At 55.9% G+C, this 13195-nt stretch carries 13 protein-coding genes and 1 pseudogene; 12 read left to right on the top strand and 2 right to left on the bottom strand.

Going from position 1 to position 13195, the window contains the following annotated elements; translation table 11 throughout:
* Positions 1–124 precede the first annotated feature (124 nt).
* From N0M98_RS13485 to N0M98_RS13470, 4 genes are all read left to right on the top strand, one after another.
* Complete coding sequence (locus N0M98_RS13485; protein ID WP_259618179.1) at positions 125–841, top strand: peptidylprolyl isomerase; 717 nt, start codon at positions 125–127, stop codon at positions 839–841.
* Between the two features lie 141 nt (positions 842–982).
* Positions 983–1951 (top strand): ADP-ribosylglycohydrolase family protein, encoded by a 969-nt coding sequence (locus N0M98_RS13480; RefSeq protein WP_310943658.1) that lies wholly within the window; start codon positions 983–985, stop codon positions 1949–1951.
* Positions 1951–2358, top strand: coding sequence for a VOC family protein (locus N0M98_RS13475; RefSeq protein ID WP_259618182.1), 408 nt, complete (start codon positions 1951–1953; stop codon positions 2356–2358). Before N0M98_RS13480 ends, N0M98_RS13475 begins: the two co-directional genes overlap by 1 nt.
* Positions 2359–2476: 118 nt before the next feature.
* Positions 2477–3007, top strand: a complete 531-nt coding sequence (locus N0M98_RS13470) for a YdcF family protein (protein WP_249863894.1) — start codon at positions 2477–2479, stop codon at positions 3005–3007.
* A 67-nt stretch (positions 3008–3074) separates the two neighbouring features.
* Here the strand turns inward: N0M98_RS13470 and N0M98_RS13465 are convergent, their stop codons facing one another.
* Together N0M98_RS13465 and N0M98_RS13460 are read right to left on the bottom strand one after the other, a co-directional pair.
* Positions 3075–3623 carry a GNAT family N-acetyltransferase gene (locus tag N0M98_RS13465; protein ID WP_249863893.1) on the bottom strand — a complete coding sequence of 183 codons (549 nt, stop codon included), beginning with the start codon at positions 3621–3623 and terminating at the stop codon, positions 3075–3077.
* The gene (locus N0M98_RS13460; RefSeq protein WP_259618178.1) at positions 3620–4420 is read right to left on the bottom strand and encodes a GNAT family N-acetyltransferase; all 801 of its coding nucleotides are present in this window, start codon (positions 4418–4420) and stop codon (positions 3620–3622) included. Before N0M98_RS13460 ends, N0M98_RS13465 begins: the two co-directional genes overlap by 4 nt.
* A 281-nt stretch (positions 4421–4701) precedes the next feature.
* On the opposite strand from N0M98_RS13460, the gene N0M98_RS13455 reads away from it, so the two are divergent.
* From N0M98_RS13455 to glnA, 8 genes and pseudogenes are all read left to right on the top strand, one after another.
* Positions 4702–5919, top strand: coding sequence for a GTP-binding protein (locus N0M98_RS13455; protein WP_249863891.1), 1218 nt, complete (start codon positions 4702–4704; stop codon positions 5917–5919).
* A 100-nt stretch (positions 5920–6019) separates the two neighbouring features.
* Positions 6020–6688 carry a histidine phosphatase family protein gene (locus N0M98_RS13450; RefSeq protein WP_259618177.1) on the top strand — a complete coding sequence of 223 codons (669 nt, stop codon included), beginning with the start codon at positions 6020–6022 and terminating at the stop codon, positions 6686–6688.
* Between the two features lie 15 nt (positions 6689–6703).
* Positions 6704–7401 (top strand): annotated as a pseudogene (locus N0M98_RS13445) (HAD family hydrolase).
* Between the two features lie 102 nt (positions 7402–7503).
* The gene (gene spoVK / locus N0M98_RS13440; RefSeq protein ID WP_259618175.1) at positions 7504–8496 is read left to right on the top strand and encodes a stage V sporulation protein K; all 993 of its coding nucleotides are present in this window, start codon (positions 7504–7506) and stop codon (positions 8494–8496) included.
* A complete protein-coding gene (hflX, locus tag N0M98_RS13435; RefSeq protein ID WP_259618174.1) occupies positions 8493–9815 on the top strand; it encodes a GTPase HflX in 1323 nt (440 codons plus the stop codon). The genes spoVK and hflX overlap by 4 nt, the downstream gene beginning before the upstream one ends.
* Entirely contained in the window at positions 9808–11055 is a 1248-nt protein-coding gene (locus N0M98_RS13430) for a methionine gamma-lyase family protein (RefSeq protein ID WP_259618173.1), read from the top strand. The genes hflX and N0M98_RS13430 overlap by 8 nt, the downstream gene beginning before the upstream one ends.
* A 97-nt stretch (positions 11056–11152) precedes the next feature.
* The gene (locus tag N0M98_RS13425) at positions 11153–11566 is read left to right on the top strand and encodes a MerR family transcriptional regulator (protein ID WP_259618172.1); all 414 of its coding nucleotides are present in this window, start codon (positions 11153–11155) and stop codon (positions 11564–11566) included.
* 99 nt (positions 11567–11665) lie between these two features.
* Positions 11666–13003 (top strand): type I glutamate--ammonia ligase, encoded by a 1338-nt coding sequence (gene glnA / locus N0M98_RS13420; protein WP_259618171.1) that lies wholly within the window; start codon positions 11666–11668, stop codon positions 13001–13003.
* Positions 13004–13195 lie beyond the last annotated feature (192 nt).

Raw genomic sequence — 13195 nt, 5'->3', positions numbered from 1 at the left:
AGCCGCAGCCGCACAGACAAAACCTCCAAGGGAACTTGGAGGTTTTGTTAACATTTGGTCAATCGTAGTATAATATCCGTATGGACTCGTCCACAAACCAAAAAATGGAGTTGAAGTGTGAATCATGAAAGCATCATTTACAGCTATGACAGCCAAATGGGCGGCCGTCGCGGTAGTCTGTGCGCTTCTGCTATCCGCCTGCGGCACCAAACCTGCGGCGGACAAAGGGAATGCGGCCGCGGGTCAAACAAGCGGAAGCCAATCTTCGCAGCAGCCGGCGAACAACAATGAGCAGGCTTCCGGTAAGAAGAGCTGGTCTTCTCCGCCGGCGATGACGATCGATCAGAACAAAACGTATCAAGCGACGGTTAAGACGTCGAAGGGCACGTTCAAAATCGATCTGTTTGCCAAGGACGCTCCCAAAACGGTCAACAACTTTGTGTTTTTGTCCCAGCAGGGCTTCTATAAAGACGTGACGTTCCACCGCATCATACAGGCGTTTATGGTGCAGACGGGCGATCCGGAGGGAACGGGCCGCGGCGGTCCGGGATATAAATTTGAAGACGAGCTGAAGACGACGACGCATAAATACGAGCCGGGCATCGTCGCTATGGCCAACGCCGGCCCGAATACGAACGGCAGCCAATTTTTTATTTGCACCGGCGAAAATAGCAAAGGCTTGAACAATACGCCGAATTATACGATCTTCGGGAAGGTCTCCGAAGGGATGGATGTCGTGAACCAAATCGCAGCTACGCCGGTCACGACGGGAGCTTCGGGCGAGAAGAGCTCGCCGACGGAGAAGGTGACGATTCAATCGGTGGAAATTTCCGAGAAATAGCCGATGATTTAGTAAGGACATCCGCCCAAGCGGCATACACATATATCGATGAACACAGCGTGGGCTTCCACGCTGTTTCTGCACCCGGGCCCGCAAGGCCGCACGATCATCCGCAGTCTTATAAAAGGAGAGGATTTCAACATGACATTGCCAATTTCCAAGCTGGAGAGATACCAGGGAAGTATGTTCGGACTGGCTGTCGGGGATGCGCTCGGAACAACCGTGGAATTCCGCGATCCGGGGAGCTTCGAGCCGGTAAGTGAGCTTGTCGGGGGCGGCGTATTCGGACTTGAGGCCGGGCAGTGGACCGACGATACGTCCATGGCGTTATGCTTGGCGGAGAGCCTGCTTCACTGCGGCAAATTCCATCCGCTCGACCAGATGCAGAGGTACGTTCGCTGGTACCGCGACGGCTATTTGAGCTCGACCGGATCATGCTTTGATATCGGCAACACGGTGCGCGCCGCGCTCGAACGGTTCGAGCGGAGCGGGGAGCCGTTCAGCGGCTCGTTGAAACAGACGGAGGCGGGCAACGGTTCGCTTATGCGTCTGGCTCCGGTGCCGCTCTTCTTCGCGCAGACACCCGCCGAGGCGATGATCCGCTCGGGAGACAGCTCGCTGACAACGCACGCGACGGTTGTCGCGGTGGACGCCTGCCGATATTACGGCGGGCTGATCGTAGGGGCGCTGCAGGGAGCGGAGAAAGCCGAGCTGCTATCGGAGGCTTACGCTCCCGTTCCCGGCTTTTGGGATAAGCATCGGCTGGTGCCGGAGATACGGCAAATCGCCGCCGGATCGTTTAAAACGAAGCAGCCTCCCGAAATTCAAGGGACCGGTTACGTAGTCCATTCGCTCGAAGCCGCATTATGGGCGTTTCAGCATAGCGACAGCTTTACCGAAGGATGCCTGATGGCGGTCAACCTGGGACAGGACGCGGATACGACGGGAGCGATTTACGGGCAGCTGGCCGGCGCTTATTACGGAGTAAAAGCGATAAGAGCCGATTGGATCGCCAAGCTGACGATGAGCGACTACATCGCCGAGACGGCCGCCGCTCTGCTGGAGGCTGCGGAACGCAGGGACGGACAAGAGGAAGAAGAGGCGGGATGATCAGGGCGAACGGCTTTAATCATGCAACCTGGAGGGTAAGCGATTTGGAGCGTTCGCTTCGCTTTTATACGGCGATCCTCGGTATGAAGCTCGTGCACCGCGGCCGCACGGATGCGTATTTGGAGTGGGGCCATGCTTGGATTTGTCTTCTGGAGCGAAGCGGAGCCTGGCGCGCGGAAGGCACCGACGATAGCGGTGTAGGCTGCGGTTTGGACCACTTGGCGTTCTCTATTGCCGAGGCGGATTTCCCTGAGGCGGTGCATGTGTTGGAGCAGGCCGGCGTGTCGATCGTGCGGGGGCCGCTGCAGCGTGGCGGAGGCTGGAGCGTCAATTTCCTCGATCCGGACGGAATCCAGCTGGAGCTGTTCACGGGGACGCTGGAGAGCAGAATGAAGGTGTGGACGTAACGTGATTGCGCGAATCGTCAGGAAGACCGCCGCCGCGCTGGTCAGAACATGGGCGGGAAGAATTCTTCTTGCGGCCGCCGCCATATGTGCCATATGGATTGGGAGCCTTTGGTGGCAAATGAATACATGGCCGGATCATCTCTCGGCTTCGGGGGACGCGGGGATCGTGCTTGGAGCGGCGTTATGGAACGGGGAGCCCTCTCCCGCGCTGAAGGAAAGGCTCGATCGTGCGGCGCTGCTGTATAAACAAAGGCGGATCGCTCATATCATCGTCTCCGGAGGACCGGACCGCAGCGACTCGCAGCTGACCGAAGCCGATGGGATGCGAAGCTATCTGCTGCGGTTCGGGATACCGGATACCGCTGTTGTTATGGAAAGGCGTTCGACCAGCACTTATGAAAATATATTGTTCAGCCGAGAGATAGTTCAACGGAACGACTGGCATTCAACCGTGATCATCACGCATAAGTACCATGCGCCGAGAGCGCTCGATATCGCGAAGTTTGTCGGACTGGAGCATCCGGAAGTATCTGCTGTGGATAGCAAGGTTCTCATGATGTCATGGCATCAAAGCCGGGAGACGATGGCCTGGATCAAGTGGGAGCTGGATAAGCTGCTTCTTTTGGTTCAAACCGGAGGCCGGGCATAAGCAAGCCGAAGCGGTTCGCTCCCTTAGGGAGAAGCCGCTTCGGCTTATTTTTGGGCAATTGGGCGCGTCAGGTCTTCGGGCTGGATAATAGCTTTTCGTATTTGCTGAAGCCGCTTGCGCTCAGGCCTTGATATTCGTAGCCCAGACTGCGGTAAAATTCGTTTAACCGGGGGTTGTCGCCGACGCAATCGAGACGAATTTTGCTTTTGCCGGGAAAGCGGATGCCGGTTTCAACCCATGCCATCATGTCGCGGCCGAGGCGGGTCCCTGCGCAGTCCCGGTTAACGGCCAAACGATGCACATACACGGCTTCTTCGTGTCCTTCTTCCCCCCATAGCTGCCTGTCCCATTCTCCCGGCTGCTGAAGCAGCATGACGACGCCGGCCAGGCGGCTCTCCTGTTCGAATACGAACACGTGACCCGCGGATATCGCTTCGGCCATTCCGTGATGATCTCTGCCTTCGAGCAGGCCGTTCCATTGACGGGAGCCTTTGCTTCTCAGCCATTCCGCCGTTTTGATCAGCAGCTCCATGACGGCGTCCGTATGGCGGGGCTCGGCTTGCGAAACGCGGGTCGAATCGTTTACGGAGCTTCGCACGAAACTGAATGTATTCATGAATTTGCCTCCGTTCCGATCCGGTAATGGTAACCGAACAACACATCGAAGCCGGCTCTGCGGTACAGCTTGCGGGCCGCTTCATTATCGTCCAGCACTTGCAAGTACATATGCTCCGCGCCTTGCTCACGGCTCCAGAGCGCCAATTGGTTCATCAGCTTGCGCCCGATTCCTTGCCCTCTAAGCCGGGGGGCGACGGCAACGTTGATAATTCCGGCCCAGCCTTCTTCCACGACGACCGTTCCGACGGCGGCGAAGCGCTGATTGGCGTATAGGGTTATGAAGCCTTTCAGCGGCTTAATATCGGCGCATAGCCGGTCATAGAACCGCTTCTTGGAGCTATCGAACGCTTCCGCTTCCAGGAAGTGCTCCAGCCAGTCGTCGTCATGCTCCAGCCGAATGTGGACCGCGAGAGCTTCCTCGTCGCCGGCATCCGGCGCCGTGTTGCGGATGACTTCGGACGTAGCGGCGATCATGACCGAGCAGGGAGCTTCCTTCCTGTAGCCCTGCTGATCCAGATAACGTTCCAAGCCGTCCGGCGAAATATCGCTGATATGATAGATCGGAGACAGCCCCTGACGGCGGTAGAAGCGGCTGACATCGCCGAACCAATCCCCCTCGGGGAGCGGAGCGTCGGAGGAGGTCCAGACGCTGTTGGCTCTTTTGGTGATGCCTTCCGACGAGCGAAGCACCCATGGTCCGTATAGGGTTGTCGTTTGAGCCGGCCAAGTATGCATGGCCAATCTTTCGATTTGCCCGATAAGCGCCCGCTGTTCGCTGTGTGTGAATGATGTCATAGTACATAAGACCTCCGATCCTGTAGCTTTCATGATTTCGTTGGTTTGTATAAAAATATACTAGAATCGCCCGTCCGTCAATCCGTTTCGGGCGCGTTATTTTGAAGCGGATTTACCTTTTGGGAATCGTAGGCGCTTGACAGCGGAGGAATGTTTCCGTACAATATTAAAACGTAAATATTACTATTAAAATAGATCCGTTTATATGGTCACGATTGCCGTTTAAGCGGCGCTATTTTTTAGATCAATATCGTAAAAATTACATTTAGGAGATGGTATCCATGCAACAGAAACCGGCTTTGAGCGAAACCAAAATTCCCGTAACCGTGCTAAGCGGTTATTTGGGCGCGGGCAAGACGACGATTTTGAACCACGTGCTGAACAATAGAAAAGGACTGAGGGTTGCGGTTATCGTCAACGACCTGAGCGAAGTGAACATCGATGCGGATTTGGTGCGCAGCGGCGGCGGATTGTCGCGTACCGACGAAAAGCTGGTCGAAATGTCCAACGGCTGTATTTGCTGCACGCTGAGAGAGGATTTGCTGAAGGAAGTTGAGCGGCTGGCGCTCGAAGGGAGATTCGACTACATATTGATCGAGTCCACGGGAATAGGCGAGCCGGTGCCGGTAGCGCAGACGTTTACTTATATCGACGAAGAGCACGGGATCGACTTGTCCAGAATTTGCCGGTTGGATTGTATGGTGACCGTGGTCGATGCGAACCGCTTCTGGCATGATTACAGCTCGGGGGAGACGCTGCTGGACAGGCAGCAGGCCGTCGGCGAAGACGATACGAGGGATGTCGTCGATTTGCTGATCAGTCAGATCGAGTTTTGCGATGTGCTTATTTTGAATAAATGCGACTTGGTCGAAGAGGACGAACTGTCCGAATTGGAGCAGGTGCTTCGCAAGCTGCAGCCCAGAGCGAAATTGATTAGAACCTGTAACGGGAAAATGGACCCGCAGCTGATTTTGAACACGGGATTGTTCGACTTCGACGAGGCGAGCCAGTCGGCCGGCTGGATTCAGGAGCTGCAAGCGGGCCATCACATTCCGGAAACGGAGGAATACGGCATCTCCTCCTTTGTCTACGAACGCAAACGTCCGTTTCATCCGGAGCGGCTGACCCGCTGGTTGGAGGAGTGGCCTGCGGAAATCGTCAGGGCCAAAGGCATCGTATGGCTTGCGACGCGCAACAAGATGGCTCAAAGCTTGAGTCAGGCCGGGCCTTCCATTCAATTCGGTCCTGCCGGGTATTGGGTGGCGGCCTTGAGCTCGGAGGAGCGGGAGCAGCTGCTGGCCGAGGACGAGGAGCTGGCGGCGGAGTACGATCCGGTGTACGGAGACCGTGCGAGCAAGCTGGTATTTATCGGGATCGGTCTGGACAAAGAGCGGCTGATCGCTTCGTTGGACCGCTGCTTGCTGACCGAGCAGGAAATGGCGGCGGATTGGACCGCATTCATAGACGAGCTCCCCGATATGGCGGAAGCTGTGGTATAATACGGAAAAAAGCGATGCCGTTAGATGCGCGTCTCCCAAGCGGGAGGCCGGATACAGCACTCCTTGGCCGCCGTCGCTATGCCCCGAGAGGAGAAGGTCGATGTCGGAGGAACGGGACGTTTGTGTGAATACGGAGTCAGGTTCGCCGGAGGCGGAGAATATGCCTGTTACGGATATAAGCATGGCCGGGATGGAGGAGCTGCAGGTTGTTTATGTCGTGCGTCACTGCAAGGCGGAAGGACAGGAAGCGGCAGCGCGTCTGACTCCCGAAGGATGGCGTCAAGCGGAGCGATTGGCTTCGCTTCTGGCGCCTTTTTCCATTGAGCGTGTCGTTGCGAGTCCTTTCGCTCGCGCGGTGAAGACGATCGAGCCCTTCTGCAGGCGGATGAATCTTGAATTAACTACGGACGCAAGACTTGCGGAACGGAGATTAAGCGGCGCTCAGCTTCCGGATTGGATGCGATGTCTGGAGCAAACGTTTGAGGATGCCGATCTGCGCTATCCCGGCGGCGAAACGGGCAGGGAAGCGGCAAGCAGAGCCGTTTCTGCGATAGATGACCTGCTTGGGCTGAAGATCCGCGGCGCTGTCGTCGTCACGCACGGCAATCTGTTGGCGCTGCTGCTGGGGCATTACGACAATCGCATCGGATTCGAGCAGTGGAAGCGGCTGACGAATCCGGACGTGTACCGGCTGACGTTTCATTCCGGACGTTTTCAATCGATGGAGCGGATCGAAGGAGTCTGTAGAGCAGTGAAAACGGATCATTAACAATATGAGGTGGCTATGATGCAAATTCCCAAAGCCGTACTGTTTGATCTGGATGAAACGTTGTCCGACCGGAGCGCGGCGATAGCCGACTACGCCGGCCGCTTGACGGAACGGTTCGGAGCTCAATTTACTTGCCGGGAGCCCGAGTTTGTGCATCGGGCGTTTCAGGCGGCTGACGGCAATGGCTACCGGGACAAGGCGGAGGCGTTCGAGCTGTTTGTCCGGGCGGTCGGATGGCGGAATCCGCCTTCGGCGGATGAGTACTTGTCCATTTGGAAGAGTACGATACCCGAGTGCACGCGGCCTATGAAGCGGCTGCTCGACATGCTGGGTTATTTCCGGCAGGCGGGAGTTCCCCTCGGTCTGATCACTAACGGCTCTTCGGCCGTACAGAACGGAAAGATCGAACGTCTCGGCATCCGGCCGTATTTCCGCGCGATTCTGATCTCCGGGAAGTCGGAATCAAGAAGCCTGACGAGCGGATATTCACATTAGCGCTGGAAGCGCTCGGAGCCAAGCCGGAGGAAGCCTGGTTCGTAGGCGATCATCCGTTTAACGACGTGTGCGGAGCGAAGGCTTGCGGTCTTCAGGCCGTGTGGCTGGAGGGGACACATGTCTGGGACGACTCCCTGCCGTATTCGCCCGATTACACCGTGAGCGGGTTGTATGAATTGGCCGATTTGCATCGAACGCTGGAGAAACGGACAGACTGATTTTGAATTTTTGCAAAATGGATTTACAATAGGGGAAGAAAAAGAGCACATTCGCCCGGGCTCCCGCGTATACTGCTAACACCAAGTAAAGAGGTGATACGCATGAGTGGACGTGTCGTACCGACGGATCAAATTCAGATTACGAAGAATGCCCATCAGATCAATGTGGTATTGCGTAATCCGGAACCGGTAAGTATGAACGCCGAGGCGGAGCCCCATTTTCATGGCAAACCGCTGTCCCAGCAGGGGCAATTCGGGGAAATCATGAAGGAGCTCGACCGGATGGTCGGTTTGGACAACGTAAAGGAGCTCGTCTTCGAAATATACGCTTTGCTGCGCATTGCCGGATTTCGGGCCGAGGCCGGTCTTATGGCTAATTCCCAGGTGTATCATATGGTTTTCAAAGGAAATCCGGGTACAGGGAAAACGACGGTTGCCCGCATTATCGCCAAGCTGCTGCAAACGATGGGGGTCTTAAGCAAGGGACATCTGATCGAGGTCGAGCGTGCCGATCTAGTGGGCGAATACATAGGACATACGGCTCTGAAGACCCGGGATTTGGTGAAAAAGGCGATGGGCGGCGTGCTGTTCATCGACGAAGCATACAGCTTGGCCCGCGGCGGGGAAAAGGATTTCGGCAAAGAGGCCATCGACACGCTGGTCAAGGCGATGGAGGACAATAAGAATCAATTCATTCTTATTTTGGCAGGCTATTCGCAGGAGATGGAGCAGTTTCTGCAGACGAACCCGGGACTGCCGTCGCGCTTTCCGATTCAGCTGGATTTTCCCGATTATACGGTCGATCAGCTGATGCAAATCGCCGAGATGATGGTGAAGGAGCGGGAGTATGCGTTAATGCCCCAGACCGAAATGAAGATCCGCCAGCAAATTATGGGGGAGAAGCAGCAGACGGATACAGCGTTCAGCAATGCCCGGTTTGTCCGCAACTTGATCGAAAAAGCGATGCGCAACCATGCGGTGCGCCTGCTAAATCAAAATACGCAGCAGCCCAGCAAGCACGACTTGATGACGCTCCGTCCCGAGGACGTGAAGCTGGAGCGCAAGGCTGCAAAGGAGACCTATAAATATTTATGAAACCATCGACGCATAGCATCGAACATGTTCGGGAGAGAGCGGTTCTCGTCAGCCTCGTAACGCCGCAGATGAAGCGGCAGGAGGCTTACTCGCCGGAATATTCGCTCACCGAATTGGTGAGCCTGGCGGAGACGGCCGGCGTGGAAGTGCTGGACACTCTGTCTCAAAATAAAGAAACCGTAGACACCAAATGGTTTATCGGAAAAGGGAAGGCCGAGGAGCTGAAAGGGCTGCTTGAGGAACGCGGCGCCAATACGGCTATTTTCGACCAGGAGCTGTCGGGGGCGCAGGTGCGCAATCTGGAGCAGTTCCTCGACGTGAAGATTATCGACCGCACGCAGCTGATTCTCGATATTTTCGCCGGCAGAGCCAAGACGCGCGAGGGCATTATTCAGGTGGAGCTGGCGCAGCTCAGCTACCTGCTTCCGCGGCTGTCCGGCCAAGGGAAGAACCTGTCGCGTCTGGGCGGCGGCATCGGGACGAGGGGGCCGGGGGAAACGAAGCTGGAGACGGACCGCCGGCATATCCGCGACCGGATCAGCGAGCTGAAGCAGCAGCTTCAGGAGGTTGTCCGGCACCGCAATCTGCATAGAGAGCGCCGCAAAAAGACCGGCGTATTTCAAGTCGCCCTCGTAGGCTACACGAACGCGGGCAAATCGACGCTGCTGCGCCAAATGACGCAGGCGGACGTCTACGTGGAAAATCAGCTGTTCGCTACGCTGGACCTGACCTCGCGCAACTTGGAGCTGCCGGGCGGCAAAAGCATCGTTCTGACGGATACGGTAGGCTTCATTCAAAATCTGCCCCATGATCTCGTAGCCGCATTCCGTGCTACGCTGGAGGAAGCTTGCGAAGCGGATTTGATTCTGCACGTCGTCGACGGGTCCGCCGAGATGTTGGATACGCAGATGAAGGTTGTCGATCAGGTGCTTGAGGAGCTTGGCGCTCATCAGAAGGAGCGGGTCACTTTGTTCAACAAAGTGGATTTGTGCACGCCGGAACAGGTGGAAATGCTGACAACCGAAGGGGAGTTTCTGCGGATTTCCGCATACCGCGACGAGGATTTGCGCCGCATCGGCGAACTGATCGAATCCAAGCTGATGGGAGATTGCCGAACCTTCCGCATTCCTGCGGAAAAAGGCGATGTGATCTCGCTGGTGTACCGGGTAGGCGAGGTGCTGGAGAATGAAGTGGACGGCGGCGACATGCTGTTCCAGGTCCGGATCAACAACAAAGAATACGACAAACTGGGGTATTTGCTGGCGTCATACGCCATGGATCAGGCAGGAGACAAGGGAGAGAGCACGGAGTATGTTTAACGAACGCATTACGGCATGGATGGAGAGTGCCGAGCAGGTTATCGAGGGGAAAATCAAGCAGATCGACCGCATCGTGGATCAGAACCAATGGAAGGTCATTCGCGCGTTTCAACATCACAAAGTGAGCGATTATCACTTCGCGGCTTCGACCGGGTACGGCTATAACGACCGCGGCCGGGAAGTGCTGGATTTGGTATATGCGGAAGTGTTCGGAGCGGAGGCCGCCTTGGTGCGGCCGCATTTTGTGTCCGGGACTCATACGATCGGCACCGCCTTGTTCGGGGTGCTTCGGCCGGGGGACGAGCTGCTGATGATCACCGGCAGTCCGTACGATACGCTGCATAAGGTCATCGGTCAGCCCGGCGACGGCAAGGGATCGCTGCAAGATTGGGGGATCGCTTACGGTGAGGTGCCGCTTCTCGAGAATGGGGCTCCGGATTACGAGGCGATCCGCAGCCGCATTAACGGGAAGACGAAGGTGATCGGGATTCAGCGTTCCCGCGGCTATTCGTGGAGACCGTCGTTTACGGTGGAGCAAATCGGCGAGATGGCGCGCTTTGTCAAGGAAGTGAAACAAGATGTGATCGTCTTCGTAGATAACTGTTACGGAGAATTCACCGAGCTGCAGGAGCCGACCGAGGTCGGCGTCGATCTGATGGCCGGTTCGCTCATCAAAAATCCGGGCGGCGGCTTGGCGGCTACAGGAGGCTATATCGCCGGGAAGAGCAAGTACGTCGAGCTGGCCTCGTACCGGCTGACCGCGCCTGGGATCGGCGGCGAGGTCGGAGCGATGCTGGGTACGATCCGCAGCATGTATCAAGGTTTTTTCCTTGCGCCTCATCTGGTCGGACAAGCCGTCAAGGGCTCGATCTTCGCCGCGGCGGTGTTCCAGCAGCTCGGCTTTGTCACGCATCCGCATTGGAACGATCCGCGGACGGATTTGATCCAAGCGATTCAATTCACAAGCGATAAGCATCTGATTGCTTTCGTTCAAGGCATTCAGCAGGCGGCTGCGGTAGATTCCCACGTCGTTCCCGAACCTTGGGACATGCCTGGCTACGAGCATCCCGTCATCATGGCTGCCGGCACGTTCATTCAGGGAGGGAGCCTTGAGCTGTCGGCCGACGCGCCGATTCGCGAGCCTTATATCGCCTATATGCAAGGCGGTTTGACTTACTCTCATTGTAAATTAGGCGTCCTTACCGCGCTGCAAAATATGATGGATCGGGGCCTGTTGTAACCAAGCTATATATGGCATAAACCTAACACGACTTGACACGTTTTTGTAGGAAGGATACAATGGGGTTAGGTTTTTAGTTTACAGGGGTGATAAAGTCATGAGTGATGATATACGGCGTAATATGGCGCTTTTTCCGATTGGTATCGTAATGAAACTGACGGATTTGACGGCAAGGCAAATCCGCTATTACGAGCAGCACGAGCTAGTCATACCTGCCAGAACAGGCGGGAATCAGCGTCTGTACTCGTTTAACGATGTGGAACGCCTTCTCGAGATTAAGGATTTGATCGAGAAGGGCGTCAATATCGCGGGGATTAAGCAGGTGCTTCTGCCGGTGTCCAAAGACTCGGAGGACGCTACCGTGCTGAACGAGCAGACGGAAGTTAAGCGCAGGGAGCTGACCGATTCCCAGCTCCACCGGATGCTGAAGCAGCAATTGCTCGGCGGCGGCAAGCGCCCGGGCCAGGTTTCCCTGATTCAGGGAGAGCTTTCGCGCTTCTTCAAAAAATGAAAAGGCTTTACCCCCCGGCATGTTCGTTATCTTTTCATTATGTCTGATCTGCGAACATGCCCTGTCATTTTTAGTTAATTCAAGGAGGAGAAATTGACTGTGAGTAAAAAAGCATACACCAAAGAAGACATTATGCGCATTGCTAAGGAAGAAAACGTGCGTTTCATCCGCCTGCAGTTTACCGACTTGCTCGGGACGATCAAAAATGTCGAAATTCCGGTAAGCCAGCTGGAGAAAGCGCTGGACAACAAAATGATGTTTGACGGTTCCTCTATCGAAGGCTACGTTCGCATCGAAGAATCCGATATGTACTTGTACCCCGATCTCGATACTTGGGTCGTGTTCCCGTGGGTTACGGAAGATCGCGTCGCCCGCCTGATCTGCGATATTTATTTGCCCGACGGCAGACCGTTCCCAGGAGACCCGCGCGGCATTCTGAAAACCGCTTTGAAAGAAGCGGAGGAAATGGGCTTCACTCAAATGAACGTCGGTCCGGAACCGGAGTTTTTCTTGTTCAAAACCGATGAGAACGGCAATCCTACCATGGAATTGAACGATCAAGGCGGTTACTTCGACTTGGCTCCGATGGACCTCGGCGAAAATTGCCGCCGTGAAATCGTGTTGACGCTGGAAGAAATGGGCTTTGAAATCGAAGCCTCCCACCATGAAGTGGCTCCGGGTCAGCATGAGATCGATTTTAAATACGAGAGCGCGATTAAAGCGGCCGACCAGATCCAGACGTTCAAGCTGGTCGTCAAGACGGTGGCCAGACAGCACGGCTTGCATGCGAGCTTCATGCCGAAGCCGCTGTTCGGCGTGAACGGTTCGGGTATGCACTGCCATCAATCGCTGTTCAACGGCAAAACGAACGTTTTCTATGACGAAAGCGACAAGCTCGGCTTGAGCGCCACCGCCAGACAATATATGGCCGGCATTTTGCACCACGCCCGCTCTTTCGCAGCCATTACGAACCCTACCGTAAACTCTTACAAGCGTTTGGTGCCTGGTTATGAAGCGCCGTGCTATGTCGCTTGGTCGGCCAGCAACCGCAGCCCGATGATCCGGATTCCGGCTTCCCGCGGTCTCAGCACGCGCGTCGAAGTGCGCAACCCGGACCCTGCGGCGAACCCTTACTTGGCGCTCGCCGTAATGCTGAAGGCCGGCTTGGACGGCATCAAGAACAAAATGCAGCTGCCGCCTCCAACAGACCGCAATATTTATGTCATGTCGGAAGAGGAGCGGGAAGAGCAAGGCATTCCAAGCTTGCCGGTCGACCTGAAGCAGGCGCTGGACGAGCTGCTGCGCGACGATGTCATCTGCGATGCGCTCGGAGAGCACGCGCTCGCTCACTTCGTCGAGCTGAAGGAAATTGAGTGGGATATTTATCGCACGCAAGTGCACGCATGGGAACGCGATCAATATTTGACGCTGTACTAGGCGCAAGGCCGCAGCCATAAGCCGGCTGCGTTAGGGACATGCAGGGGGACGTTATGCAGCAACGTCCTCTGCATGTCCCTGTTTTTTTCATAACGGCGATTCGATCAACCGCAATTCGCAATCCGCTCGTGCGCAGTATATTCGGCTTCTGGGATCTTTGCCGTGTCCCGATCCATGATCGGGAGGTGAAGG

Source organism: Paenibacillus doosanensis (assembly GCF_025060755.1).
Taxonomy (GTDB): Bacteria; Bacillota; Bacilli; order Paenibacillales; family NBRC-103111; genus Paenibacillus_S; species Paenibacillus_S doosanensis.
The sequence above is the reverse complement of the archived record's forward strand: the minus strand, read 5'-3'. Positions and strand labels throughout refer to the sequence as shown.

Bases quoted from the DNA above. Each gene is read 5' to 3' on its own strand.
- N0M98_RS13485 (WP_259618179.1), top strand. From the start codon at position 125: ATGAAAGCATCATTTACAGCTATGACAGCCAAATGGGCGGCCGTCGCG.
- N0M98_RS13480 (WP_310943658.1), top strand. From the start codon at position 983: ATGACATTGCCAATTTCCAAGCTGGAGAGATACCAGGGAAGTATGTTC.
- N0M98_RS13470 (WP_249863894.1), top strand. From the start codon at position 2,477: ATGAATACATGGCCGGATCATCTCTCGGCTTCGGGGGACGCGGGGATC.
- N0M98_RS13465 (WP_249863893.1), bottom strand. From the start codon at position 3,623: ATGAATACATTCAGTTTCGTGCGAAGCTCCGTAAACGATTCGACCCGC.
- N0M98_RS13460 (WP_259618178.1), bottom strand. From the start codon at position 4,420: ATGACATCATTCACACACAGCGAACAGCGGGCGCTTATCGGGCAAATC.
- N0M98_RS13455 (WP_249863891.1), top strand. From the start codon at position 4,702: ATGCAACAGAAACCGGCTTTGAGCGAAACCAAAATTCCCGTAACCGTG.
- N0M98_RS13450 (WP_259618177.1), top strand. From the start codon at position 6,020: ATGTCGGAGGAACGGGACGTTTGTGTGAATACGGAGTCAGGTTCGCCG.
- spoVK (WP_259618175.1), top strand. From the start codon at position 7,504: ATGAGTGGACGTGTCGTACCGACGGATCAAATTCAGATTACGAAGAAT.
- hflX (WP_259618174.1), top strand. From the start codon at position 8,493: ATGAAACCATCGACGCATAGCATCGAACATGTTCGGGAGAGAGCGGTT.
- N0M98_RS13430 (WP_259618173.1), top strand. From the start codon at position 9,808: ATGTTTAACGAACGCATTACGGCATGGATGGAGAGTGCCGAGCAGGTT.
- N0M98_RS13425 (WP_259618172.1), top strand. From the start codon at position 11,153: ATGAGTGATGATATACGGCGTAATATGGCGCTTTTTCCGATTGGTATC.